The 25,229-nt window shown below is 62.1% G+C and carries 20 protein-coding genes (1 of these 20 only partly in view); 4 read left to right on the top strand and 16 right to left on the bottom strand.

All coding sequences use genetic code 11. The features are described 5' to 3' along the window. Genes AMK00_RS17675 through AMK00_RS17660 form a run of 4 tightly spaced genes read left to right on the top strand, consistent with a single transcriptional unit; the run spans position 1 to position 5,280 of the window. Positions 1-1,323, top strand: coding sequence for an FAD-binding protein (locus tag AMK00_RS17675; RefSeq protein ID WP_064811243.1), 1,323 nt, complete (start codon positions 1-3; stop codon positions 1,321-1,323). Next, complete coding sequence (locus AMK00_RS17670) at positions 1,320-2,069, top strand: SDR family oxidoreductase (protein ID WP_064811242.1); 750 nt, start codon at positions 1,320-1,322, stop codon at positions 2,067-2,069. Before AMK00_RS17675 ends, AMK00_RS17670 begins: the two co-directional genes overlap by 4 nt. Then, positions 2,066-3,700, top strand: a complete 1,635-nt coding sequence (locus tag AMK00_RS17665; RefSeq protein ID WP_064811241.1) for a hypothetical protein — start codon at positions 2,066-2,068, stop codon at positions 3,698-3,700. The genes AMK00_RS17670 and AMK00_RS17665 overlap by 4 nt, the downstream gene beginning before the upstream one ends. A 17-nt stretch (positions 3,701-3,717) precedes the next feature. Then, positions 3,718-5,280, top strand: a complete 1,563-nt coding sequence (locus tag AMK00_RS17660; RefSeq protein ID WP_082240362.1) for a hypothetical protein — start codon at positions 3,718-3,720, stop codon at positions 5,278-5,280. Here the strand turns inward: AMK00_RS17660 and AMK00_RS17655 are convergent. From AMK00_RS17655 to AMK00_RS17580, 16 genes are all read right to left on the bottom strand, one after another. Beyond that, positions 5,259-6,428 (bottom strand): glycosyltransferase family 87 protein, encoded by a 1,170-nt coding sequence (locus AMK00_RS17655; RefSeq protein WP_167377204.1) that lies wholly within the window; start codon positions 6,426-6,428, stop codon positions 5,259-5,261. The genes AMK00_RS17660 and AMK00_RS17655 overlap by 22 nt on opposite strands. A gap of 367 nt (positions 6,429-6,795) precedes the next feature. Then, entirely contained in the window at positions 6,796-8,583 is a 1,788-nt protein-coding gene (locus tag AMK00_RS17650; RefSeq protein WP_064811239.1) for an adenine deaminase, read from the bottom strand. Further along, complete coding sequence (locus tag AMK00_RS17645; RefSeq protein ID WP_064811238.1) at positions 8,580-9,500, bottom strand: nucleoside hydrolase; 921 nt, start codon at positions 9,498-9,500, stop codon at positions 8,580-8,582. The genes AMK00_RS17650 and AMK00_RS17645 overlap by 4 nt, the downstream gene beginning before the upstream one ends. Positions 9,501-9,504: 4 nt before the next feature. Further along, positions 9,505-10,530: an ABC transporter ATP-binding protein gene (locus tag AMK00_RS17640; protein ID WP_064811237.1), complete on the bottom strand. Its 1,026-nt coding sequence runs from the start codon at positions 10,528-10,530 to the stop codon at positions 9,505-9,507. Further along, positions 10,523-11,302 carry an ABC transporter permease gene (locus tag AMK00_RS17635; RefSeq protein ID WP_064811236.1) on the bottom strand — a complete coding sequence of 260 codons (780 nt, stop codon included), beginning with the start codon at positions 11,300-11,302 and terminating at the stop codon, positions 10,523-10,525. Before AMK00_RS17635 ends, AMK00_RS17640 begins: the two co-directional genes overlap by 8 nt. Beyond that, entirely contained in the window at positions 11,299-12,126 is an 828-nt protein-coding gene (locus AMK00_RS17630; RefSeq protein WP_064811235.1) for an ABC transporter permease, read from the bottom strand. Before AMK00_RS17630 ends, AMK00_RS17635 begins: the two co-directional genes overlap by 4 nt. Positions 12,127-12,188: 62 nt before the next feature. Next, positions 12,189-13,211, bottom strand: a complete 1,023-nt coding sequence (locus AMK00_RS17625; protein WP_064811234.1) for an ABC transporter substrate-binding protein — start codon at positions 13,209-13,211, stop codon at positions 12,189-12,191. A gap of 1 nt (position 13,212) precedes the next feature. Further along, entirely contained in the window at positions 13,213-14,256 is a 1,044-nt protein-coding gene (locus tag AMK00_RS17620; protein ID WP_064804694.1) for a LacI family DNA-binding transcriptional regulator, read from the bottom strand. 165 nt (positions 14,257-14,421) lie between these two features. Next, positions 14,422-15,858, bottom strand: a complete 1,437-nt coding sequence (locus AMK00_RS17615; protein WP_064811233.1) for an efflux transporter outer membrane subunit — start codon at positions 15,856-15,858, stop codon at positions 14,422-14,424. A 150-nt stretch (positions 15,859-16,008) separates the two neighbouring features. After that, positions 16,009-19,119: an efflux RND transporter permease subunit gene (locus AMK00_RS17610; RefSeq protein WP_064811232.1), complete on the bottom strand. Its 3,111-nt coding sequence runs from the start codon at positions 19,117-19,119 to the stop codon at positions 16,009-16,011. A 48-nt stretch (positions 19,120-19,167) separates the two neighbouring features. Next, the gene (locus AMK00_RS17605; protein WP_064811231.1) at positions 19,168-20,379 is read right to left on the bottom strand and encodes an efflux RND transporter periplasmic adaptor subunit; all 1,212 of its coding nucleotides are present in this window, start codon (positions 20,377-20,379) and stop codon (positions 19,168-19,170) included. Positions 20,380-20,537: 158 nt separating this feature from the next. After that, positions 20,538-21,140: a TetR family transcriptional regulator gene (locus tag AMK00_RS17600; RefSeq protein WP_064804686.1), complete on the bottom strand. Its 603-nt coding sequence runs from the start codon at positions 21,138-21,140 to the stop codon at positions 20,538-20,540. Positions 21,141-21,248: 108 nt separating this feature from the next. Next, positions 21,249-22,193 (bottom strand): phosphoribosylaminoimidazolesuccinocarboxamide synthase, encoded by a 945-nt coding sequence (locus AMK00_RS17595; RefSeq protein ID WP_064811230.1) that lies wholly within the window; start codon positions 22,191-22,193, stop codon positions 21,249-21,251. Positions 22,194-22,278: 85 nt separating this feature from the next. Further along, positions 22,279-24,021, bottom strand: a complete 1,743-nt coding sequence (locus AMK00_RS17590; RefSeq protein WP_064811229.1) for an SLC13 family permease — start codon at positions 24,019-24,021, stop codon at positions 22,279-22,281. 140 nt (positions 24,022-24,161) lie between these two features. After that, positions 24,162-24,857, bottom strand: coding sequence for a phosphoribosyltransferase (locus AMK00_RS17585; protein WP_064806310.1), 696 nt, complete (start codon positions 24,855-24,857; stop codon positions 24,162-24,164). Between the two features lie 14 nt (positions 24,858-24,871). Then, on the bottom strand, positions 24,872-25,229 hold the final stretch of the coding sequence (locus tag AMK00_RS17580; RefSeq protein WP_064811228.1) for a pseudouridine synthase. The gene runs 446 nt beyond the window's last position; only the last 358 of its 804 coding nucleotides appear in the window; its start codon lies beyond the right edge, outside the window; the stop codon is at positions 24,872-24,874.

The raw sequence follows: 25,229 nt of genomic DNA, 5'->3' as shown, positions 1-25,229 counted from the left end.
ATGGAGGGCTGGGGACGGTATCCGCGCCATGAGAGCCAGGCAATCGACTGCCAGCTGCCGCAAGCGCTTGCAGGCATCGTGGCCGATCGCGTGGGATTGATCGGGCGCGGAAATGGGCGCTCATATGGTGACGCGGCGATCGGCGAACACGCCACCTTGATGTGCCGTGGTTTGAGCCGGATGCGGAGCTTCGATCCCACCAACGCGACGCTGACCGTGGAAGGGGGCGTAATGCTCTCGGACATTCTGCGCTCGTTTGTCCCGAGAGGCTATTTTCCGCCTGTGGTACCGGGCACCAAATTCGTCACGGTCGGCGGGATGATCGCCTCTGACGTGCACGGCAAGAACCATCATCGCGACGGCGGGTTCGGCGATCATGTCAGCGAGCTCAAGCTGGCAGTCGCCGGCGGAGAGATCCTCACCTGTAGCCGCAGGCGCAATCCCGAGCTTTTCTTCGCGACGGTCGGTGGCATGGGCATGACCGGGATCATCGCGGAAGCGACCTTCCGCTTGAAACCGATCGAATCCGGCTGGATCGCGCAAAAGACGATCGTCACGGAAAACCTTGGCGAGGCGTTGAAGGCGCTGCAGCAGACCGAGGATGTCACTTATTCGGTCGCCTGGATCGATTGCCTTTCGCAAGGCGCTTCCCTTGGACGCTCGCTGATTTTCGCCGGCGAACACGCGACGCTGGACCAGGTCGGCGGCATGCCGGATGCCGATCGTTTTGCAGAGAAAAACGCGGGGAGGTTTTCACTGCCATTCGATCTGCCGCAATGGGTGCTCAGCAAAACAGGCGTTGCAGCCTTCAACGAGCTTTATTTCAGGGCGGGAGCGCGAAAGGCGGCCAAGACGTCGCTGGTCCACTGGGATAAATACTTCTTTCCACTGGACGGTATCCTTGAATGGAACCGGCTTTATGGCAGGCGGGGCTTCCTGCAGCATCAGTGTGTGGTTCCAGCCGAGGACGCGCTTCCAGTCCTGAGCGGCATTCTCGAGCGCTTTGCGCGCTCGGGAAAAGGCTCCTTTCTTGCCGTTCTGAAGAAGCTGGGGGGCGGAAGCGGGCTGCTGTCCTTTCCTGCGCCGGGCTACACGCTCGCACTCGACCTTCCCGTCACGCAGGAGGTGTTCCGGCTGCTCGACGAAATCGACGAGCTGGTTGTCAAGGCAGGGGGGCGGCTCTATCTCGCCAAGGATGCACGACAGTCACGTCACACATTCGAAGCCGGTTACCCTCGGTTGGCTGCCTTCAAAGAGCTACGCAAAGTAACGGGCGCCGATCGTCACTTTAGTTCCCGCTTGGCAAAGAGGCTCGGCATATGACGGGGATCGGCAAGACACTGCTCCTGATAGGCGGGACGTCGGATATCGGTCGCGCTACGGCGCTGATCTATGCCGAGGCGGGATGGAACGTGCTTCTCACCGGACGAAAGCGCTCCGCCGTACAACGCGAAGCCGACGACATCAGCGCGCGGACCGGCGCCAAGGTCCTGGTTCACGAACTCGATATCCTCGCTACAAGCCGCTTCGAAGATTTCGTGGGCGTCGTTTCGCCTCTGCCTGACACGGTGGTCTGTGTCGTTGGCGAACTGGGCGAGCAGTCTCGCGCCGAACGGGAACTCGACCACGCCGCTATGATCATGCGGACAAACTTCGAAGGACCAGCCTTGCTTCTCGGTCTGCTGGCGGAACGTTTTGCGGCGAGAGGATCAGGTACCATCGTCGGCATAAGTTCCGTCGCCGGCGATCGTGGACGCGCGTCCAACTATGTCTATGGCGCCGCCAAAGCCGGGCTGACTGCATTCTTGTCCGGCCTGAGGAATAGGCTGTCGGGGTCCGGGGTGCGCGTGCTCACCGTGAAGCCGGGTTTCGTTCGGACACGCATGACGCATGGGATGAAACTCCCGCCGCTTCTCACCGCCGAACCGCGGGAGGTCGCGCAAAAGATCTTTACTGTCGCCGAGGGAAGCAGAGGCGGGGACGTCGTCTACGTCAGACGAATATGGCGACCGCTGATGACGGTGATCCGGTCAATCCCGGAGCCGATCTTCAAGAGGTTGCGGCTATGACGAAACCAGGCAATCACGCCGCTTATGCGGCCATCGGAACGGGAGCAAGTGCCAGCAAGCGACCGGCGGCCAGGCTACGGCGGTTGCTGTCGGCGGAAGGTGCGATCGTCCTCGCAGCCTTGGCCTGCGCTGCCATGCTTGCCCTGCCTGAGAGGACCATCAACGCCGCCTTTATCAATGATGTGCTGGTCTTTATCGACGGTGCGCACCGCATCACGTTCGGTCAGGTGCCGAACCGCGATTTCCACACGGCGCTCGGGCCACTCGTCTTTTATCTCCCGGCGGCTGGATACCAACTGACGGGAAATTTCGGCGCTGCCATACCGGTCGGAATGGCTATCGTTGTCGTCGCCTTCATCCCGGCGATGATCCGCATCCTCGTGTCCCGCCTCAGCCCGTCATTGGCGGCCGCGCTCGGCATATTCCTCATTCTCATCCTCGCGGCGCCGATCAATCTCGGCAGTTCCATCTGGTATCCTTCCTTCGCGATGTTTTATAACCGCATCGGTTGGGTCGCGCTCGGCCTGCTGCTGGTGATGTATCTGACGCCGCAGCCCGCGCGCGGGCGCAACGATGCCGCCGATGCCCTTGCCGCCGTCTTTCTTCTGCTTGTCTCGTTCTACACCAAGGCGACCTACGGGCTCGCCGGGACCACCTTTCTCGTCGTCATGCTCTTGGATCGGCAGCAGCGCCGCTGGGCCGTGGCCGCCCTGCTGCTGACAGGCTTGGTCATGATCGCCATCGAGTTCTTCTGGCGCGGAACCGTTCAGCACATCGAGGATCTGCGGGCGGCGGCGCGTGTCAGCGGCGGCCATGATGTCGCCAGCATCCTGAAGAACCTGCGTGAGAACCTTTCCGACCTCGTCGTGTTCGCGACCTTCGCCTTGGTCGCCATCTGGCAAACCCGCAGCTTCCGAGATCTTCTCTTCTCCGGGTTCTGCCTGGGCGCTGGCTTGGCGATCCTCAATCAAAATGCTCACAGCTGGGGCATCATCACGCTCTACTGCGGCGCAGTCGTTCTGGCGCAGAACGCCGCCTGGTTTCAGAAAGGCGATGAAGGGAGAAGGGCGGGTGGCTTGGCTCTTCCTGCCGGCGCTCTTTCGCTGCTCGCGACCTTGTTCCTGTTGCCGCCGATCGTACACCACGCCGCAGCCCTCATTCTGCATACAGCGCTTGCGGCTGAGAAAGCCGGGCAATCTCTCGGGCTGCCGCGTTTTGATGATGTTCGCGAGATTGATCCGCCCGGCGGTGAACCGGACTTCATAAGGCGCTATCTCGACGACATCGTCACCGGGGGAGCGCTGCTGCAGGCGTTGCCCGTACCGCCGGAGCGCGTTTTTGTGCTTGATTTCGTCAATCCATTTTCAGCCGGCCTCGGAATTCGCCCGCCTGCCGGTGACACCGCCTGGTTTCACTGGAACCGTAATATCAACGAGAGAGCCTACATCCCACCGGAAGTGCTCTTTGCGGATGTAAAGATCGTCATGGTGCCTAAAACAGGAATCAATAGCCTGCCGCTGCAGGCGCTGTACGGCCCGTTTCTTTCGGCCCGGTTCGAGATCGTTCAGAAGACATCGGAGTGGACGGTCTACCAGTGGCGTCAGGCTAAGGCGCAAAGCGAGGTGCAGTGATTGAGACGGAAAGGTCGGTGCAAGCGGGAAACGGCGCATCGCGCCCGGCTTCACGGTTGAATTGGTCGCAGGCTGTCATCTTTGGCATCGGCTTCATTCTCGCTTGCCTTCTCGCTCTGCCTGGCCGAACGGCGACAACCAAATACGTCAACGACCTCTTCGTTTTCCTGGATGGTGCTCACCGCATCGCACGTGGCCAGGTGCCGAATGTCGACTTCCATTCGCCGCTCGGGCCGCTGACATTTTACATTCCCGCTGCTGGCTATGGCTTGTCGGGCAATATGGGCGGTGCGATGCCGGCTGGAATGGCGATAGTGGTTCTCCTACTCGCGGTTATTGCCGCGGAAATCGTGGGCAGCCGGATGCATAAGGCGTTCGGACTGCCGCTTGCGATCTTCCTGCTCCTGATAGCTGCGGCTCCCGCAAATCCGGGCGAGCGGATAGGGGAGCTGACCTTTGCCATGTTTTACAACCGGATTGGGTGGGCGTCGCTTAGCTTACTCCTGGTGATGTATCTGCCTCGGTTGCCGGCCGCCGGGAACAGCAAGGCAGTCGACGCCGCATGCGCCAGTCTCCTTGTGTTGCTGATGCTCTACACCAAGATCACCTATGGCGTCGTAGGGCTTGCCTTCCTGTTGTTCATGCTTTTCGATCGTCGCCAGATCGGTTGGGTGACGTTGGCGCTCGGCATGATCGCCTTCAGCATCATCACGATTGAAATCATCTGGCGCGGCGAGTTCAACTACCTTGCCGACCTTCGTCTTTCAGCAAAAAACAGCGGCGGCGTTCTGACGTTGACCGCTCTCGGTCACTTGGTACGGAACAATCTCGCCGACCTTCTTGTCTATCTGACGGTCGCGCTCATCGTTCTCAACCTGACGCCGAGTTATCGGCATCTGCTCTTCGTTGCCTTCTGCGGCACAACCGGAATCCTCTTGATCGGGCAGAATTTCCAGACCGTCGGTATTCTGACACTGGGCGCAAGCGCAGCCATCATTACGGAAAGCCTCTTTCGCGCCAAGCTGCTCTCCCGATACGGGAAGCCGCGGTTCGCCCTGCCGCTACTCGTGGGCTTCCTGTTATTACCCGCTGCCATCGGCAATACTGCATCGCTCGCAATTCATGCCTATTACGCTGCCGGCGGCCGAGGCAAACCGATCCCGCTGCCGGCGTTTTCCGAGATCAGGCTCGTTGAGATGTGGAGCGCCGGCCAATACGAATATTTCGAGGGATACAACAGGACATTGGCTGATGCTTCGGTCGCCCTGTCGCAACTGATGTCTGCTGACGAGCGCGTCGCGGTTCTCGATTTCGTCAATCCCTTCTCCGCCGGCCTGGGGCTGACGCCGCCGGTGGGCGACAGCGTGTGGTATCATTGGGGGCGAACCCTTGGACCGGATGATCATCCGGCCGCGGAAGAGATGTTCGCCGACGTTGACCTTATCCTCGATCCGAAATGGCCGATCGAAATCTGGACGGGTAACGGGCTGCGCGACCTTTATGCCCACTATATCGCCCGCCACTATGTGCTGGTGCGGGAAACGGCCGATTGGCGCATTTATCGCAGAAAGGCTTCCTGAGCCGGTGCGGTCTGTTGTTTCAGCTCCGCGGTGATCAGGCCGAGGAGCATTAGCACGAGCGCCCAGGCGTAAATGGATCCTGCCGTCAGCTGATTCAAGCGGGAAGCCCCGAAGTAACCGAGTATGACGGGGACGGGGATTACCAGTGCTGCTGCCGCCAGCCATGCCCACGGGCGCTGCCAATGATGTAACAGCACGGGTAGCAGGAAGAGCGTGTAGTGGATCCATCCGAGAGGCGAAGCCAGCAGCGATGCCAACAGCGCGAAGCCACTCACCGCGACGACCGGCGGACGACGAAAAAAGGCCCAGCCTGCCAGTCCAAGCAACAACAGAGCGGCGAGCACCGTGCCCGCGGCCGGAAGGCCGGCGCGGGCCGCGATGCCTGCAAACGACGCGTTGGTCAGAAAAACAGCCCGGTCGCCGTCTGACGCGACGAGGCGCAGCCAATCGACGTAGATCTGCGGGCCGAAGACGACCAGCGGGATGGCGGCTATAACTGCCGCGATAGCCACCGACACAAGGCCGGGAAGGCGATGGCCGGCAAGAAGGAGCATCACCGGCCACACTGCAAAATTGGGCTTCATCGAGATCAGTAAACCAATCATGATGCCGGCGAGTACGCCATCACCCTTCTCCAGTTGGAGCCAGGCCACGACCGCGAACAGCACAAACGGCATATAGATCTGGCCGAGATAGAGCGTGTCCCAGAAGCCAGCCAATGCAAATGCCCAGATCGCCAGCAGCGGGAGCTCCAAGCCGCCGCTATAGCGTCGCAGCAGCAAAGCGACCGCGGCGACGTAGCTGGAGATTGAAATCATCCACCAGATACGAAGCGATGGCACCGGCTCGAGGAGGTCGAAGGTCTGGAACAGGAGTGCCGAAATCGGGGGATTGAGATTTGGGTTCCAGGATTCAAATCCGGGAAAGACGACATGCGGCGTAAGCGGCGGGTAAATGCCATAGGGATCCCATCCTGCAGCGGCTGCGCGACCCGACGCGACGAAGGCGCCGAAATCCCAAAGGCCGTGATCTGACACGACACGCGGAATTTCCCCCTTGATGATCCGCAAGGACATTAGGGCAAGACCTGCGGTCGCGGCCATCTTCAGCAGCCTCCACGGTTGTCGGTTGATGGCATCACTGTCCATTTTGACGCCCCTCTCGATGCCCCCGATCATGATGAGCGGTGGCGCCATACGCTCTTGTTCTGTGTGCTCGCTGCGGCCTCGTCACCAACTACCGCCATTTGTCGTGCACGTTGCGGAATGGCCCTGCTGCGTCATCGCAATCCGATTGCTCCGTCTATCTCAGACGCTTGCTAACTCTCTCTTGATGCGGATGTTCCCGGTCGGTCTGCGGCAGCGCGGCCGGGCGCCACCGTCGCGACTTACGACAGCTTCCTGATGGTGCTGTAAATGATGTTGTGGTTGCATTTCCATGCAAGTCTGGCTCGACGACTTTGGCACAGGGTTCGCGGGGCTCTCGTGGCTTCGCCTTTGATCGGTGCGTCCCGGCCTAGAAAATCTCCAGTACAGGACTTTCCAGCACCTTCCCCGTCGCCACATCCGCAATCCCCCGGTCCGTCTGGTGCGGACCGGCATTGCAAGCCAGCGTTGCGCCGAAGCAGGCCTTGAAGACGCGGTAGGGCGGTTTCCAGTCGACGATTTTGTCCATGGCCTTGCGGATATCGGAAAAGGCCGAAGCCGTGTCTTTCAGCGATGCGTCGGTGACCAAGCCGGAGAGCGGCAGCGGCAGGATCGCCTGGATTGCGCCGTCCTTGGCGACTGCCATGCCGCCGCCGGCAGTTATGACGGCGTTGGCGGCGAGCGCCATGTCGCGCACATTACTGCCGAAGACGGTGAGGTTGTGGCTATCGTGCGAGACGGTGGTGCAGAAGGCGCCGCGCCATTCGCCCCAGCCGGTGAGAAAGCCGATGCGCGGGGTGCCCCCGGCCTTTCCGTGGCGGTGGGCGACGGCGATCATGGCGCTGCCGGCCGGCGGCACGACGAAGCCGTCTCGGATCTCGGTTTCGGCTTCGCCCCATTGCGTGAAGCGCGGACGGTCGATGGTGGCGACGCGGACGCGCGCGCCCTTCGCAGGGACGCGGAAATCATTCTCCGACAGCGGCGGTAGCTTGATGGAGTTGATGAGCGGCGCCGTATCGAGCGATTGAACGGCCGCCTCCATGCTGCCGTTGCGGGCGACGACGCGGCCGTCTGATATGACGAGGCGTGCCCGCAATTCCGTGAGATCCTCGAAGAGAACGAGATCGGCGCGGCGGCCGGAGGCGACGAGGCCGAGATCGGAACGCTTCAGCCGCTCAGCGGCGTTGAAGGTCGCGGCGCGCAGTGCCCATTCCGCTTTCATGCCGTAGCGCACCAGGCGGCGGGCGACCTCATCGAGGCCGCCGCTTTGGTAGAGTTCATCGGGAAAGACGTCGTCGGTGCAGAGCGTAACGGTGGAGGGTAGGTGGCCGAGACCGTTCAGCACCTCGACGAATTCCTGCAAGAGATGATCGTGAGAGCCGCGCAGCTCGATCGTCAGGCCGGCGGAAAGCTTGGCGGCGAGATCGGCGCCGGAGGTGAGTTCGTGGTCCGAGGTGACGCCCGCTGCCATGAAGGCGTTGAGGTCCGCGCCGGTGAGGCCGCGGGCATGACCACAGACGAGCTTGCCGGAGGCAAGGCCTGAGTTGACGATGGCGCTCATGCGCGGATCGCCGTCGATGACGCCGCGCATGTTCATGACTTCGGCAACGCCGCCGACGGCAGGCGAACGCAGCATTTCGGCGATGACGGCGGCATCGAAATCAGCGCCGGCCAGTTCCAGGCCCGGCGCCGATGGCACACAGGAGGGAGCAAGCAGGATCATGCGCAGAGGCAGGGTGCGCGCCGCCTCGATCGCCCAGCGTACGCCGTCGAGGCCGTGGACGTTGCCGAATTCATGCGGATCCCAGACGACCGTCGTGACGCCGTGCGGCAGCACGGCGCTTGCATATTCCGCCGGCGTCACCATCGAGCTTTCGACATGCATGTGCATGTCGATCAGGCCCGGCGTCAGGATGCCGCCGGTCGCATCGATGATTTCGACCGCGTCCGTGCGGCTCGCCGGGGCATGGACGCTGGCGATGAGCGCGCCGACGAGGCCGATGTCGGCTTCTCGGATCAAACCCGTCACCGCATCGAGCAGCCGGCCGCCGGTGAGGAGCATATCGAATGGGGCATCGCCGCGGGCGGCGGCAACGGCCCGGGCGCGCAATTCGGGATCGTTGAGATCGAAAGGTTCTTGACGAGCGATGGCGTTCATCTGCGGGCCTCATTGATCAGGGCGGCGAGAATGATGGTACGCGCCTTCCCGACGTCGATATCGGCGGCGAATTGGGCGTTGAAGGTCGCATGCGTGGCGCGGACCTCGACGACGGTGCGGCCACGGGTGAGGGCGCCCTGCAGTTCGACGTCGATGCGCGCGGGGCGGAAGGTGACGATATCGGGGGCGACGAAGGCCACGGCGGCGGAGGGATCGTAGATCGCCATGCCGGGACGGCCGCGGCTGGTGCCGATGCTGATATAACCGGCGAACATGTCGGCGATCAGTTCGGCATTATTGCCGCCGGCATTGCGCACCGGCTCGGCATCTTCGGGCCGCGCCAGCACCTTGCGGCAGAGGTCTAGATCGACCATGCGCAGCGGCAGGTCATGGGCGATGACGATTGCCAGCGCCTCGGGATCGGCGAGTGCGTTGAACTCGGCAGAGGCCGTGTGGTTGCCTGATGTGACGCCGCCGCCCATCCAGACGAGGTCGGTGATGCGGGCGGCAAGATCGGGGCGGGCGAGCGCTACGGCGGCGATATTGGTGAGTGGGCCAAGCGCCAGGATGCGGTGGGGTCCGTCGCCTTCGAGCCAGCGGCAGAGCGCGGTGAAGGCATCGCTCTCAGCAAGGGCAGGAGCTTTCGGCAGGCTCTTGCCTGACGTCGGGATGCCGGTTTCGCCGAGGATCGCCTGGGCGGTTTCGAGCTTGCCGAGAACAGGTGCTGCACGACCGGTATGGACGGGGAACGCCCAGCCGAAGGCGCTGACGGCGCCGGCGGCGTTCGCCAGTACCTGCGGCAGCGGCGCATTACCGAAGACCAGCGAGACGCCGTCGATTGCATATTCCGACATCGCCACCACCAGAATGGCGGCGATGTCGTCGAAGCCCATGTCGGTATCGATCCACACACCCATGATGTCACCCGAAGCGCTTGAGGTTGGCCGCGCCGGCGACCGGCAGATCGAAGGCGAGCGCACTGCCGATCTCGTGCGGCGGCAGGCTCGCGTCGATTTCAGCCTTGATAGGCCCAAGCGGCGTTTGGAGGAGGTATTCGCGTGTATTGCCTGCGAAAGACGTGCCGTGCACCGTACCCTGGAACGGACCGGAGCCGAGAGTCACCGTACGCGGGCGCCAGGCCAGGCCGGCTGCAGCTTGCGGCGGCGGATCGGAGAGTGCTGCCGGGCCGTGCGGCGTCAAGAGTTTTCCGTCCTTCAGGGCGAAGACATTCTCGAAGCCGACGAAATCGGCGACGAAGGCGGAGGCGGGATTGTTATAGATCTCCTCAGGCGTGCCGATCTGTTCGATGCCGCCGTTCAGCATCACGACGATGCGGTCGGCGAGCGCCAAGGCCTCGACCTGGTCGTGAGTGACGAAGATCATGGTGATACCGGTCTCCTTTTGCACGCGCTGCAATTCCGCGCGCATTTCGAGACGAAGCCGGGCATCGAGATTGGAGAGCGGTTCGTCGAGCAACAGCACCTTCGGCTCCATCACCATGGAGCGCGCCAGTGCGACGCGCTGCTGCTGACCGCCGGAGAGTTCGGCGGGCTTTCGGCCAGCGAAGCTGGTCAGGCCGACGGATTTCAGGCCGGCGCCGACGCGGGCATCGAGGTCCGCGCCCGAAATGCCCTTGAGGCGCAGGCCGAAGGCGACGTTTTCGTAGACCGTCAGATGCGGGAAAAGCGCGTAGGACTGGAAGACGAGGCCGACGGCGCGTTTGTTGGCGGAGACGCGGGTTATATCGGCGCCGTCGAGACCGATGCGGCCGGAAGCCGGCTTCAGCAGGCCGGCAATGGCGCGCATCGTTGTCGTCTTGCCGCAGCCGGAGGGGCCGAGAAGAGCGACGAGCTCGCCCTTGGCGATCGCGAGGTCGAGATCCCTCACGGCGACCGTATCACCATAGCGAAGCGTCAGCTTATCGAGTTGGAGATAGGCATCAAACATAGCGCGAGAATCCCAGGAAGCGTTCGGCGAGGAAGACGATGCCGATCGAGAGGAAAGCGAGAAGGGCGGAGAGCGCCGCGATGGAAGGATCGTAGGTGGTTTCCATATAACCCAGCATATCGATCGGCAGGGTTCGGACACCCGGGCCGGAAAGGAAGAGCGAGACTGGCACCTGATTGAAACTGGTGACGAAGCCGAGGATGAAGGCGGCCAGGATGCCGCCGCGGATATTCGGCATCACCACGCGGAAAAAGGCGCCGAGCCTGGAGGAGCCGAGCAGGACGGCCGCCTCCTCAATATCCGAGCGCAGATTGTCGAGGCTCGCCGAAACGACGCGCACCGCATAAGGCAGCACGAGGGCCGCATGGGCGAAGAAGAGCGCGAGCGTGATGTTGAAGCCAAAGGGTACGACGAGATAACGCAGCAATGCCAGGCCGACGATGATGCCGGGAACGATGATCGGCAGCGAGACGATGGTGCGGACGGTCTCTGCTGCGGGCAGCGGGTAACGCGACAGGGCGTAGGCGGCGGGGATGCCGAGGATGAGGGCTGCGAGCGTTCCGAAGACGGCAAGGAACATCGACATGGCGAAACTGTCGCGGAAGCTTTCGATGGTGAAGACCTTCATCACCCAGCGTAGCGACAGGCCCTGCGGCGGAAAGGCCAGCGTATCGCCCGCGGAAAGCGAGGCGGCGATGATGATCAGGAACGGACCGATCAGGAAGACGAGCAGCAGGAAGAGCACGACAGGCGAAAAGAGACGGATGCTCATCTGCGGCTCCTCGCGGTCGCTAGCCGTTTCAGCAGGATATTGGCGGCAAAGCTCATGACGATCAGAATGAAGGCGATGACGCTTGCCGAGACGAAATCATTGGCGACGGAAACCTGCTGGTACATCAGCGTTTCGAGCATCAGCACCTTGGAACCGCCAAGTACGGCGGGTGTGATATAAGCCGTCAATGAGCCGGTGAAGACGAGGGTACCGCCGACGACGAGCCCTTCACGCGTCAGCGGCAGGATGACCTTCCAGAAGACCTGGAACCAGTTGGCGCCAAGCACACGGGCGGCGGGGATCGCATCCTTCGGCATGTTTTCGAGGGCGCTAATCAGCGACAGGATCATCAGCGGCAGGAAGAGCTGCAGCAGGCCGATGAAGACGGCGGTTTCGGTGAAGAGCAGGCGCAGCGGCTCGGCGCTGAAACCGAGACCCGTTATTGCCTGGTTGACGATGCCGGTGCGGCCGAGAATGACGATCCACGCATAGGTGCGCGCCACCGGCGAGATCATCAGCGGCAGGGTGACCAAGCCGACCATGCGGCCTTTGCCGTTCGCCGGCAGGTTGACGATGGCAAAGGCTGCGGCATAGCCGATGACGGCCGAGACGGCGGTGACCTCGATGGCGAGCCGGAAGGAGCGCAGGAAAACGGTGCGGTTCAGCGTCTCGGAAAGGAAGCCTGTATAGGCCGACAGCGTCCAGGCGCCGCCGGCACGAAAACCCTCCGACAGCAGGATTGCGACGGGCAGCAGGAAGACCACTGTCGCAAAGACGGCTGCCGGCAGGGCAAGCGCCAAGGCTTCCGCGCGGTTCTGGAACATGACGTGCCTTTCCGGGAGAGGAGATGGCCCCGGCGAGCGGCCGGGGCGGGTTCATGCGGGCTCTACTGGCCGACCTTCTCGTTCCAGGTCTTCAGCCAACCGGCGCGGTTGTCGAGGGCGATGGCGGAAGGGATCAGCTTGAGGCTCTTGGCCGTTTCCTCGCCATAGGTGAGGTTGCCGGCGGCAGCTTCGGAAAGCTTGACCTCGCTATTGGCGGGGCTATCGATCACCTTTTCGGCGAGCTTGGTCTGGATCTCGGTCGAAAGCCAGAAATCCATGAACTGCATGGCGAGATCCTGGTTTTTCGAACCCTTGGTCAACACCAGCACGTTCATGCCGCCGGTCTGTCCCTCCTTCGGCGTTGCCCAGGCGACGGGAAGGTCGAGCTTGGTGAAGCGGGCCCAAGAGAAACGGCCGATGGGGGCTGCCCAGATTTCCTCCTGCTGCATGAGCTGCACGAGCTGCGAGGACTTTTCGTAGAAGGTGACGATGTCGTCCTTCTTCTCGCCCAGCGCCGCGATCGGGCCTTGCAGATCAGGCGTATCTTTGCCGAGCGACAGGCCCAGCATATAGAGCGCCGGCGGGCCCTGATTGGTGGTGACATTCGGGAAGGCGACATGGCCGACATATTCCGGCTTCAGAAGATCGGCCCAGGACTCGATCTTCATCTTGTCGGAACGATAGGCGATCGACGTGGCATAGAAAGTATAGCCGACGCTCATGCCGTCGCCGTTGGGATCCTTGGCGACGTCGTAGAGCTTGTCGAAATTGGCAAGTTTCGTCGTATCGATCTTGTCGGTCAGGCCGGCGCGCGATGCCGCAAGCGCGTCCGCCATCGAAACGGCGGCGAGATCGACCACGGGATTGGCCTTGTTCGCCTCCATCTTGGCCAGCCGCTCGACGCTGTTGCCGGTCTCGACCACCACCTTGCAGCCGCATTGGGCTTCGAACGGATCATAGACCAGCGTCTTGAAGTCGTCTTGCGCGAAGGCGTAGACGGAAATGGTCAGCGTCCGTTCGGCTGCGGAGGCGGCAAACGGCCACAGTGCGGCGAGCGCCGCCGACGCCATGAGAGCTTTTTTCATCTTACATGTTCTCCATCTCTGAGGTTTTTGGTGCCGGGCTCGCGGGCCCGGACGATTGGCGGACAATCAGCTGCATCGCGACGCGTTCGATGTCCGCGGTAACGAGCACGCCTTCCCGGGCGCGGTTTTTTCTGATGGTATCGGCCAGCGCCGACACGGCAATCCCGGCAATTCTATCCATGTCCATCCTGACCGTCGTCAGCGACGGTGTGACAACAGGCGACCAGATGAGGTCGTCGAAGCCGGTGACGCTGGCATCGCCGGGAACGCTGATGCCGGCCTGCTGCAGCTCGGTCAGCGCGCGCAATGCCTGCAGATCGGAAAGAGCCGCGAAAGCGGTAAAACCCTCCCGCACCTTTTCGGCAAGGCCGAGCGGACAGCCGCTGCCGCCATCCTGCTCCACTTTCCCGATCCACAGCGTTTCGGCATGCATGCCCGCGTGCATACCGGCGCGAATCCCGTCGGCGCGGTCGTTCTGAACGCTGGATTCCTGGTTGTTGCCGATGATGAGGATGCGCTGGTGGCCGAGGTCCGCGAGATGGAGAGCGATTTCGCGGCCACCCTGCCAATGGTCGGCGGAAACGGTGTTGCCTGGCGTCGAGGGGGTGTCGATGAGAGCGACTGGGCAGGCGGCGGACGAAATGCGGGTGGCGCGGCGGGGAATAATGACCATGCCGTCGACGCCGCGTTCGACGAGACGATTGATCGCCTCGGTCTGGGCGGCAGCATCGCCGCGGGAGTCGGCGATCAGCACGCCGTAACCGGCGGCGGAGGCGGCAAATTCGATCGCCTGTGCGATCTTCGGGAACAGAGGGTTGGCGATATCGGGCAAAACCAGGCCGAGCACGCCGCTGCGGCCGGTCCTGAGCGCGCGGCCGGCCTGGCTCGGGACATAGCCCAGTTCAGCGGCATGTTCGCGGATCCGTTCGACCAGCTGCCCCGAGACCCGGCCTTTACCGGAAAGCGCATTCGAGACCGTGGCAATGGAGACGCCGAGCGAGGTCGCTATCCTGCTGAGGTTCGGTCCGGAGCGCGATGAAGCCATGGTCAGGAATATTCTGATTAATCGTTTAATCAGTCCTATAGCAGCCGTTTCTGCTTGTCGAATCCAAATTCGTTCGGTGTGCGATTATTCCGGGATTTGTCCGGCATGAAAAAACCCCGCGAGGCGATCGCGGGGTTTTGTATTTCCAGGAAGGCGAAATGCCGATCAGCTCTTGGCCTTTGCCAGCGCCGGCGTCACCGTTGCTGTGGTCTTGCCGCCGGGCGCGTAGCCGCCCCCGACCGCAATGTTCAGCGAGACGTAGTCCTTGGCCATCTGCTGGACGGCCTGGGCAAGGCTTGCCTGGGCAAGCGAGACCTGGCGCTGCGCATCGAGAACGTCGAGCAGCGAGGAGGCGCCGTCCTTGTAGGACGCGGTCGACAGTTCGAGGGTTTCCTGCGTGGTCTTCACCTGAGCCTGTAGGGCCGCGACCGTGCGGGCGTCGCGGCGGACAGCGGCGAGTGCGTTCTCGACCTGTTCGACAGCGGTCAGCACAGTCGACTTCCAGTTGAGATAGGCGGTTGCGGCAGTGGACTGCGCCGACTTGACGTTGGCGCGCAGACGGCCACCATCGAAGATCGGCAGGTTGAGGGTCGGGCCGAAGGACCAGGGGGTCAGGTCGCCATGGATGCCGCGCTGGTTGATGTAGGACGGCGAGATCGAGCCGCTGAGCGAAATGCTCGGATAGAGCTGCGCCTCGGCAACACCGATATTGGCCGTTGCGGCGGCGAGATCACGCTCGGCGACGCGAATGTCGGGACGGTTACGGATCAGGTCCGCCGGGATGCCCGAGTTGATGCCGCCACGGAAGACCGGCTGACCGCGACCCTTCAGCAGCTCGTCGACGAGGGCCGAGGCCGGCAGGCCAAGCAGCGTGGCGATGTGATGGGCTGATATACGGATGTTGGTTTCGAGGCCGGGAATTTCGGCGAGCGTCGACTGTACGAGGCCTTCGGCCTGCACGACGTCCAGGCGCGAGGCGGCGCCGGCTTCAAGCTGGAACTTGGTCAGTTCGTAGGTTTCCTGACGGGACTTCAGGTTGGCCTTCGAAAGCGCCAGGCGCTGCTGATAATAGCGAACATCGATATAGCTCGAGACGAGATCCTGCACGAGGGTCAGCTTGGCGACGTCAGCGGATGCGTATGCGGAATCAAGCGAGGCGAGAGCACTTTCGGTGCTGCGCTTGTAGAGGCCGAAGAGATCGAGCAGCCAGGTCAGCTGGACTTCGCCGGCACTGGTGTTGCGTGTGTCGAACTGCGAGCGCAGCTCGCCCTTCTGACCGCTGACCGTGTGCGAAGCGCCGACATTCAGGTTCGGCAGGGCGCCTGCGCCGGCGGTGGTGACGTTTGCAGAGGCCGCATTGATGCGTTCGATCGCCTGCTGAACCGTCAGGTTCTGATCGAGGCCGGCATGGACATAGCCATTCAGTTTGGGGTCGTTGAAGGCGGTCCACCAGGCTGCGGTAGCAACGTCACCTACACTTTTCGTGCCGCCTTCTCCGAATTTGGCGGGCAGCGGCATTTCAGGAGGAGCATGATCCGGGCCAACAACGCAGCCCGACAGTAATAACAATAATGCCGGTGTGGCAAAACGAAGAGATACCATTCATTTCATCCTGTACTCGAGCAAGTCAATTCTTGTCCGAAGCTTCATGCTTCACTATCGCAGCCGCGCCTCGTCCTACCACAAACACACACACCGAAGCAGTCGGGCGCAATGTAGCAATCGAAACAGCATTATCACAGTGCATTTATATCACACTCCTGCCGCATTTTTGTCGCGTGTGGCAAAGATGCGTCGAATGACGACGTAGAAGGACGGCACGAAGAAAATTCCGAGCATCGTTGCCGACAGCATGCCGCCGAGAACGCCGAGGCCGATGGCGTTCTGGGCTGCCGAGCCCGCGCCCGTAGCGATCGCCAGCGGCACGACGCCGAGAATGAAGGCAAGCGATGTCATGATGATCGGCCGCAGGCGCAGCCGCGCCGCCTCCAGTGTCGCTTCGAAAAGCCCCTTGCCGCTTTCCATGCGATCCTTGGCGAATTCGACGATCAGGATCGCGTTCTTCGCCGCCAGGCCGATCGTGGTGAGCAAGCCGACCTTGAAATAGACATCGTTGGCCTGGCCGAAGAGTGTTGCCGCCGCCAGAGCACCGAGGACGCCGACCGGCACTGCCATGATTACCGAGAAGGGAATCGACCAGCTCTCGTAAAGCGCTGCCAGGCAGAGGAAGACGACGAGAACCGAGATTGCATAGAGCATCGGCGCCTGTGAGCCGGAAAGGCGCTCCTGATAGGAAATGCCCTGCCAGGCGACCGTGTAACCGCCGCCGAGTTGCTCGGACAGCGCTTCCATTTCGTTCATGGCATCGCCGGAGGACACGCCGGGCGCGGCAGCACCATCGAGCGGAATCGCGCTGACGGCGTTGAAGCGGGCAAGCGAAGGTGCGCCCTTGACCCATTCGGTTTTGGTAAAGGCGGAGAAGGGCACCATCTCGCCGGCCGTGTTGCGGGCATACCAGTGATTAAGATCGTCCGGCTGCATGCGGAAGGGCGCGTCGCCCTGGACATAGACCGGCTTGATCTCGCCGTTCAGCGTGAAGTCGTTGACGTCGCGGCCGGTGAAGATGATCGACAGCATCGAATTGACAGAGGCGATGTCGACGCCCATGGCGCCGATCTTTTCCTGATCGAGCACGATGCGCATTTGCGGCTCGACTTCCTTGTTGCTGCTGCGTAGCGCCACGATCTTACCCGAGCTGTTGCCCATCTGGATCAGGCGCTTGGAAGCCGCCGTCAGTGCGTCGTTGCCGTGGCCGCCGGTATCGACGAGATACATGGAAAAGCCGCTCGAAACGCCGAGGCCCTGAATCGCCGGCGGCAGGAGCGCGAAAACCTGTGCCTCGCGCATCGCAAAGAAGCTGCGAAGCGCCCGGTTGACAACCGACTGGGCGCTCAGATTTGGATCAGTGCGCAGCGAAAAATCCTTGAGCTTGGTGAAAACGATGGCGCTGTTCTGGCCGGAGCCGCTGAAGCCGAAGCCGAGTGCGCCGAAGACGGATTCGACGGCATCCTTCTCATTCTCGCGATAATAGTTTTCCACCTTCTCGACGACGGCCTGCGTCTGCTGCGTCGTCGAGCCTGGCGGTGTCGTGACGATGGTCAGCAGCACGCCCTGATCTTCCTGCGGCAGGAAGGAACTCGGCAGCCTGGTGAAGAGATAGGCGCAGCCGGCGCCGACGAGAAGGAAGACCAGCATGACGCGGATCGGCCGCTTCAAGAGATAGCCGATGGTCCTGACATAGCCGTTGGTCGAGCGGGTGAAGTTGCGGTTGAACCAGTCGCCGACGCGGTGCTTCCTGTGCTCGCTGACCGGCTTCAGCATCGTGGCGCAGAGCGCCGGTGTCAGCACGATGGCGACGAGCGCCGACAACAGCATGGCAGAGACGATGGTGATCGAGAACTGGCGATAGATGATGCCGGTCGAACCGCCGAAGAAGGCCATCGGAATGAAGACGGCGGTCAGGACGAGCGCAATGCCGACGATGGCGCCGGTGATCTCGCCCATTGATTTTTCCGTCGCTTCGAGCGGCGAAAGCTTCTCTTCGGACATGATGCGTTCGACGTTTTCGACGACGACGATCGCATCGTCGACGAGAAGGCCGATGGCCAAAACCATGGCGAACATCGTCAAGGTATTGATCGAATAGCCGGTGGCCGCCAGCACCCCGAAGGTGCCGAGCAATACCACGGGAACGGCGATGGTCGGGATCAGCGTTGCCCGCAGATTCTGCAGGAAGACGAGCAGCACCACGAAGACGAGCACAATCGCCTCTATCAGCGTATGCACGACCTTCTCGATCGACAATTCCACGAAGGGTGTCGTGTCATAGGGATAGGTGATCTTCACGCCTTCCGGCAGAGTGCGGCCGATGACATCGAGGGCGGACCGCACGCGGGCGGCGGTATCGATGGCGTTGGCGCCGATCGCGAGGTTGACGGCAAAACCGCTCGAAGGCTGGCCGTTGTAGCGTGAACTGCCGCCGTAGCTTTCCTGGCCGATCTCTATGCGCGAGACATCGCTCAGGCGCACGGTCGCGCCGTCCTTTTCGACCTTCAGGATGATGTGCTCGAAGTCGGCGACGGTGGTCAGCTGGCTTTGCGCGGTGATGGTGACGTTGAGTTGTTGACCTGGAATCGTCGGCTGGGCGCCGAGCGAGCCGACGGAGACCTGGGTGTTCTGCGCCTGGATCGCTGCCGTGACGTCGCTTGGCGTCAGCTGATATTTCAAGAGTTTGAAGGGATCGAGCCAGATACGCATGGCGTATCCGGAACCGAAGACGTTGATGCTGCCGACCCCTTCCAGGCGCTGGATCTGGTCCTCGATCGAGGTCGACATGATGTTGCCGAGATCGACCGAATTGCGCTTGCCGTCGGTTGAAACGAGCGAGCCGACGAGAAGAATGCTCGAGGTCGAGCGCGTCACACTGATGCCGGCATCGATGACGTCGCCGGGGAGCTGCGATTGAACCAGCTGCAGCTTGTTCTGCACCTGCACCTGAGCGATGTCGGGATCGATGCTGGTGCCGAAGGTGAGCTGAATGCTGGCCGAACCGGTCGACGAGGTCGAGGTCATGTAGGTGAGGTCGTCGAGGCCGGTCATGCCGTCCTCGATGATCGTCGTCACTGATTTCTCGACAGTCTCGGCGCTGGCGCCGCGATAGGTGGCGTTGATGCGGACCGTCGTCGGGGCGATGTCGGGATATTGCGAAATCGACAGGGTGAAGATCGCCAGAAGGCCGGCGAGCATGATGGTGATCGCAATGACCCAGGCAAAAATCGGACGTCGGATGAAAAACTTGGCCATCGGTTGTTCCTGTGCGGCTGAGACGGTGACGATGCGGGCTCGCAGAGATTACTTCGCTGCGGGCTTCTCAGCGTCACCGGCCGCGGGCTGCTCGGCAGCCACGACCACGCCATTGTCGTTGATTTTCATCGGAACCGGCTTCACCGGCATGCCCGCCGCGACCGACTGCAGACCGGTGACGATCAGCTGATCGCCATCGTTGATGCCTTCGGTCACCAGCCAGGAATTGTTGGACGGCGAGCTGTTCTCGAAGGCGCGGGTTTCGACCTTGCCGTCGGCGGAAACGAATTGCGCCGTCAGTCGGCCGTTGGCGTCACGGCTCGTCGCCAGCTGCGGCAGCGCATAACCGGTTTCGGCGCCGAGTTCGACGGTTGCGCGGACATACATGCCGGGCAGGACGATACGGTCGGGATTGGGAAAGAGCACACGGATGATGAAGGTGCCCGTGGTCTCGCTGACCACCTGCTTCGACATGTCGAGCTTGCCCTGCTGATTATATTCTTTGCCGTCTTCCAGGATCAGGTGAAAGGCGACGTTCTCCGCGCCCTTGATATCGCCGGCGGCCATCGCATCGCGCAGCCTCAGGAGGTTGGTGCTCGATTCCGTCAGGGAGATATAGACTGGATCGAGCTGACGGATCGTCGTCAGCGCCGTCGATTGGTTGGCCGAGACGACGTTTCCGACATTATAGGCGGTCTGGTCGATGACGCCGTCGAAGGGAGCGACGATCTTCGTGTGGTCAAGGTCGATCTGCGCGGCGGAAAGGGCTGCCTTTGCCGACTCGACCTCGGCCTTCGCCTGGAGAAGCGTCGTTCTGGCCGTCTCATATTCGATCTGGGTGGCGCCGCTGCCCACGAGGCGCTGGTAGCGTTCGAGATTGCTTTCAGCGCTCGGCACGCTCGCCTCGGCCTTGGAGATGGCCGCCTTGGCCTGCTCGACGGCGGCGATATAGGGTGCATCCTCGATCTGATAAAGAAGGTCGCCCTTCTTGATCTCGCCGCCTTCCTTAAAGGCGATCTCGCGGATGATGCCGCTCACCTGCGGCCGGATGTCGGCCGTCTGGAAGGCTTCGGCGCGGCCAGGAAGGATCGTCGTGATCGGGAAACTTGCCTTCGTCAGGGCGATCACGCCAACGGGGGTCGCCTGCTGCGCCGCGCCCGCGCCGGCATTGCCCGCGGGCTTGCCGGCGTTGTCGCTGCAGGCGCCAACCAATACGCCGGCCAGCAGGGCCGAGGAGATGAGGACGGCACGCCGAATCATTCTGAATTCCCTCATGCGGTGGCAATCGCCGTTCGATCCACGGGCCCGGTCAGGCCGAGCGCAGGCTTATATAAGCGTCAGGACGAGCTTGGCCTCAAATGCCATAATCCCGAGTCTAACAAAAGCTTTACGAAGTGACGTAAGTCAGCAACCGTCACTTAGCAAGCGCTATTTTGCAGTGCGGCATCGACGAAGCCGACGATTTCCTCGGCACGATGCACCAGCGTCTCCTTGTCGTCGCGGACGATGAGGACAGGGTGCAGCACGCAGGCGAGCACATCGGCGACGGTCTGTGCCGCACGCTCGGGATCGCGGCAATGATAACGTCCTTCCACTATGCCTTTGCGGATGATCTCGCCGATTTTCTCCTCGATACGGGCGCGATAGCGATTGCCAGCTTCGAGTTTGGCTTCGATGGTCGAGAGCACCATTTCGAAGATGTAAGGGCTTTTCTGGATATCCTGCAGATGGCCCTCCAGCAGGCGCAGGACGAAGCGGAGCAATTGCTCTTTCGCGGGCATGTCTTGGTCGACAGGGACGAAACGCTCGGCGGCATTGTCGAGATGTCGTCCGGCGATGGCATCGACCAGCGCCACCTTTGAACGGAAATGCTTGAAGACGTTGGCGGGTGACATGTGCAGCGCGCCTGATATATCGGCGATCGACACCGCGGCGAAGCCACGTTCGCGAAACAGCATCTCCGCCATGGAGAGGATGTCCTGTCGCGTTTCCTCGGCCTTGCGTCTCGGCCTTCTTACCATCCGTCCCCCGCCGGGCCGCGCCCGGTATCCCTTTTTGCCGATGCTAGCGCTATTCAGCGAAAACTGCCAAGCCGATGCAAGGCCCGGCGGCTTTCGCACGTCGCCTGTTCAAGGGAAATAGGGGGCGAGGTTGCTGCGGACACGGGCAAGCGGCGTCTCGCCGCTATTGTCTGGAACAAAGCGCTCGCCGGTTATCGCCTCGTAGGCCCTGATATAGACGGCCGAGGTTTGCTCGATCAGTTCGGTGGGGATTTCTGGAATCTCGTCCTTATAAGGATCGCAGCGCTCCGCCACCCACGCACGGACGAAGTCCTTGTCGAAACTATCCGGGCGCTTGCCAGCGGCAATACTTGCCGGATAGGTTTCGGCAAGCCAGTAGCGGCTGCTGTCCGGCGTGTGAATCTCGTCGGCGAGAATGATGTTGCCATCGCCATCGGTGCCGAATTCATATTTGGTATCGACGAGGATCAGGCCTTGCTTCGCGGCCATTTCCTGGCCGCGGGCAAAGAGCGCGAGTGCATATTTCGACAAGGTTTCCCACTGCCGGCTGGTCAGAAGGCCTCGCGTGACGATTTCGGCAGGCGTCAGCGGTTCGTCATGGCCTCCGTCGAATTCCTTGCTGGTCGGCGTGATGACCGGTTCCGGCAGGATCTGATTGTCGCGCATGCCGTCCGGCAGACGTATCCCGTACATCTCCCGCTCACCCTTCTTATAGAGGGTCAGGATCGAGGTGCCGGTGGTGCCGGCGAGATAACCGCGCACGACGATTTCGACCGGCAGGATGTCGAGCCGCTTGCCGATGACCACATTCGGATCGGGATAGTCGAGCACGTGGTTCGGGCAAATGTCCTTCGTCGCCTCGAACCAGTAACGCGCCGTCTGCGTCAGCACCTGGCCCTTATAGGGAATACAGGTGAGAATGCGGTCGAAAGCACTCAGCCGATCTGTGCTGATGATGATGCGGCGTCCGTCGGGAAGATCGTAATTCTCGCGCACCTTGCCGCGATAGTAGTTCGGCAGTTCCGGGAAATGGGCTTCGGAGAGGATTCGCACGGCGCTCGACTGTCCTTGTATTTGGCTGATGGCTTCCTGCTCTAGTTTCATTACCGGCGAAGTCAAGCCGAGCCGAAGTATCGCATCACAGCCAGAACAGAGCCAGAAGAAACAGAGCGAGGCCGTAAGTTGCAACGGCAAGCGGCCAGCCGGCCCGCAGGAAGTCGCTGAAGCGGTAGCCGCCGATGCCCATCGCCAGCGTGTTGTTGTGATGGCCGAAGGGCGTCAGAAAATCGAGCGAGGCTCCGATGGCGACCGCGATCAGGTAGGCGTCCGGTGTGTGCCGCCCGATCCTCGCAAATTCGAGTGCGATCGGGGCGAGCACGATTGCGACCGTCGCGTTGTTGACGAAGGGCGTCAGCGCCATCGCGAGGAAGAGGATGAGGGCGATGCCGGAAAGCGGATGGTTAACCGGCACGATGAAGCTCAGCCAGCCGGCAATCGCTTCGGCCGCCCCGGTGCCGGCCACTGCCTGGCCGATCGGAATCATCGCCGCGAGCATGATGATGATCGGCCAGTTGAGGTCGGCCATCGCCTGGCGGATGTTGAGATGATTGAGCAAAGCGAGGACGAGGACAACACCCGCAAAAGCGACCTCGGGATGCAGGCCCGCCGCCGATGCCGCGACGCCGCAGGCAAATAATGCGAAAGGCCGCCAGGAGAGGAGGGCCGGTTCGGCTGAAGCTGTCGGAGCAAGCGGCAGGCACTCGCTTTCCTCCAGCGCTTCGGCGATTGCCGTACGCGGCCCTTCCAGCGTCAATATATCACCAATCGACAGTTGCAGATCGAGAAAGCGGCCTTCGATACGGGGTGCGCGCATGGAAAGAGCAGTGACTGCGATGCCGCGATGGTGGAAGACTTCGAGTGAGCTGACGCGTGAACCCACCAGTGTGCTTTCGGGCATGACGACGGTTTCGACCCGGGTGAAATCTGGCGGCCGACCATTCAGATGGGCATCGGCCACCAGGGCCTGTGTGGCGGCAAGGCCGGCAAAGATGTCATCGGCGCCTTCGGCAAGCAGCACGTCGCCCGCGCTGATCATCGACTGGTCGAGCGGGCCAAACACGAAATTGCCGTCACGGATCAGCGCGTGCGGTTTGATGCCGAAGCGGGTCAGACACTCGGAAAGCCGTGCGCCGATCAGCGGCGAAGCATTGGGAATGCGACGTTCGATGACGATGCGACGCGAGCCCTGGGCGAGCGTTGCCGGCACTGCGTCAGGTTCCGGGAACAGGTATCGGACCCGAACGGCGATGAGTAGGATGCCGGCGATTGCGACTGGCAGCCCGACATAGCTGAAATCGAAGAAATGAAAACCCGCACCGGACGTCCTGGCAAGCGCATCGCTGACGAGCAGGTTGGCCGGCGTGCCGATCAGCGAGACGAGGCCGCCGAGCAAGGCGGCAAACGAGATGGGCATGACGAGCTGACGGCGGGGGATTGAGAGCGCCACGCCGAGCCGCAGCGCCACCGGCAGGGTGATCGCAAAGGCGCCGATATTGTTCATGAAGATGGAAAGAAAGCCGGCAAGCGAGGAAGCGCCTGATATGACCTTGAAGTTCGATGACCTTGCGGCTGCGACATGCGCAGCGAGGTTGTCGAAGAGCTTGGCGCGTGCCAGCACCTGCACGATCAGCAGGATTTCGATGACGGTGATAACGACGGGGCTGGCGAAGCCCGCGAAGATTTGGTCGACCGGATAAAGTCCGAGCGCATAGCCGGCGAGCAGGCCGGCAATCGCCGTCACCTCGATGCGTATGCGCTCGAGCGAGAAGAGAACGAGCATCGCCAGCAGAAGGATCAGCAGGGATGCTTGCTCGAACGACATGGGCGGATCCGGTGTTTCATCGACGGAGGCATGTCGCGGTACCGGAACTGCTGCAGATTTCCGGATGACAGGCCTTGGGCGGACTGTAGTCGTTCCTCATCTGCTGTACAGAGGCGCCAGCCGGCAAAGATTGAACAATCTCATGTCTTCGGTCGGGCCGAAACCTGCCAGCGGCCCTCGGCATTCCGCTCCAGCACGGGCGTTGCGAAGACACCGCGGATGCGCGCGACCCATTGCGGCCCGGCGGCTGCGAGGCTGTCGCGCCAGCGCTCCGATTGCAGCATGGCCGCGCCGAGAACGACGGGTTGGATGCCGCAGGCCGTCAGCAGCTCAAGGCCCGAGACGATCGAGGCGCCGCTGGAAATGACGTCGTCAATCAGGGCGACGCGCCGTCCGGTCAGCAGCGGCAGCATGCGCGGATCGATATAGAGGCGCTTGTCCTGTGTCGGCGTGGTGATCGAAGACAGAGGAACGGAGAGTTCGTCGCGGTACCAGAACTTTCGCGAGGTGCCGAGAGGGACGTAGCGGCCGTGGCCGAGCTTCTGCGCAACGGCGGCGGCAAGCGTCAAGCCGAGCGTCGGCAGACCGGCGATGACATCGACGCCCATGGGTCTGATCTTTTCGGCGAGACCGTCGGCCAACGCGTCGAGGACGGCGAAGCTCGCCTGGTTGATGATCAGGGAAGCGAGGGCGTGATCGCCATCTGCCAACACGCGTATCGGCAGGCGAAGCTGGCGGCCGTCCTCCAGCGTGGCGACATAGAAAGTGGTGAATTCCCGATCCTCGGGAAAGGTGCCGGGCGGATGGATCTCCTGCCAGAAGTCATGCGGCGCCATCTCCGACACATCGGTCAACGTCTCGCCCTTTCCATGCCGGCTCTTCGGCGCAACCCCTGCAATTCTCCCTCGGTCAGCGCACGCACGGCGCCTTTTGGGAGTTCGCCGAGTTCGAGCCCGCCGATTGCGACCCGCACAAGGCGCAAGCATTCGGCCCCGAGCGCCTCCAGCATACGACGGATCTGGCGATTGCGGCCTTCATCGAGCTCGACCTCGATCCATGAGTTCCTGTCACCCTGGCGCAGGCGTCGTGTGGCGGTGGCGGTCAGCAACTCGCCGTCATGGCGGATGCCGGATGTCATGGCGGCAATTTCCTCGTCCTCCATGAGGCGGTCGATCTGGACATGATAGGTTTTGGTCACATGCGTGAGC

This window comes from Rhizobium sp. N621 (assembly GCF_001664325.1).
Taxonomy (GTDB): Bacteria; Pseudomonadota; Alphaproteobacteria; order Rhizobiales; family Rhizobiaceae; genus Rhizobium; species Rhizobium esperanzae.
This window is presented reverse-complemented; position numbering and strand designations above follow the sequence as displayed.

What these genes read in the sequence shown, in the direction of transcription:
- AMK00_RS17675 (WP_064811243.1), top strand. Translation starts at nt 1, where the DNA reads ATGGAGGGCTGGGGACGGTATCCGCGCCATGAGAGCCAGGCAATCGAC.
- AMK00_RS17670 (WP_064811242.1), top strand. Translation starts at nt 1,320, where the DNA reads ATGACGGGGATCGGCAAGACACTGCTCCTGATAGGCGGGACGTCGGAT.
- AMK00_RS17665 (WP_064811241.1), top strand. Translation starts at nt 2,066, where the DNA reads ATGACGAAACCAGGCAATCACGCCGCTTATGCGGCCATCGGAACGGGA.
- AMK00_RS17655 (WP_167377204.1), bottom strand. Translation starts at nt 6,428, where the DNA reads ATGGACAGTGATGCCATCAACCGACAACCGTGGAGGCTGCTGAAGATG.
- AMK00_RS17650 (WP_064811239.1), bottom strand. Translation starts at nt 8,583, where the DNA reads ATGAACGCCATCGCTCGTCAAGAACCTTTCGATCTCAACGATCCCGAA.
- AMK00_RS17645 (WP_064811238.1), bottom strand. Translation starts at nt 9,500, where the DNA reads ATGGGTGTGTGGATCGATACCGACATGGGCTTCGACGACATCGCCGCC.
- AMK00_RS17640 (WP_064811237.1), bottom strand. Translation starts at nt 10,530, where the DNA reads ATGTTTGATGCCTATCTCCAACTCGATAAGCTGACGCTTCGCTATGGT.
- AMK00_RS17635 (WP_064811236.1), bottom strand. Translation starts at nt 11,302, where the DNA reads ATGAGCATCCGTCTCTTTTCGCCTGTCGTGCTCTTCCTGCTGCTCGTC.
- AMK00_RS17630 (WP_064811235.1), bottom strand. Translation starts at nt 12,126, where the DNA reads ATGTTCCAGAACCGCGCGGAAGCCTTGGCGCTTGCCCTGCCGGCAGCC.
- AMK00_RS17625 (WP_064811234.1), bottom strand. Translation starts at nt 13,211, where the DNA reads ATGAAAAAAGCTCTCATGGCGTCGGCGGCGCTCGCCGCACTGTGGCCG.
- AMK00_RS17620 (WP_064804694.1), bottom strand. Translation starts at nt 14,256, where the DNA reads ATGGCTTCATCGCGCTCCGGACCGAACCTCAGCAGGATAGCGACCTCG.
- AMK00_RS17615 (WP_064811233.1), bottom strand. Translation starts at nt 15,858, where the DNA reads ATGGTATCTCTTCGTTTTGCCACACCGGCATTATTGTTATTACTGTCG.
- AMK00_RS17610 (WP_064811232.1), bottom strand. Translation starts at nt 19,119, where the DNA reads ATGGCCAAGTTTTTCATCCGACGTCCGATTTTTGCCTGGGTCATTGCG.
- AMK00_RS17605 (WP_064811231.1), bottom strand. Translation starts at nt 20,379, where the DNA reads ATGATTCGGCGTGCCGTCCTCATCTCCTCGGCCCTGCTGGCCGGCGTA.
- AMK00_RS17600 (WP_064804686.1), bottom strand. Translation starts at nt 21,140, where the DNA reads ATGGTAAGAAGGCCGAGACGCAAGGCCGAGGAAACGCGACAGGACATC.
- AMK00_RS17590 (WP_064811229.1), bottom strand. Translation starts at nt 24,021, where the DNA reads ATGTCGTTCGAGCAAGCATCCCTGCTGATCCTTCTGCTGGCGATGCTC.
- AMK00_RS17585 (WP_064806310.1), bottom strand. Translation starts at nt 24,857, where the DNA reads ATGGCGCCGCATGACTTCTGGCAGGAGATCCATCCGCCCGGCACCTTT.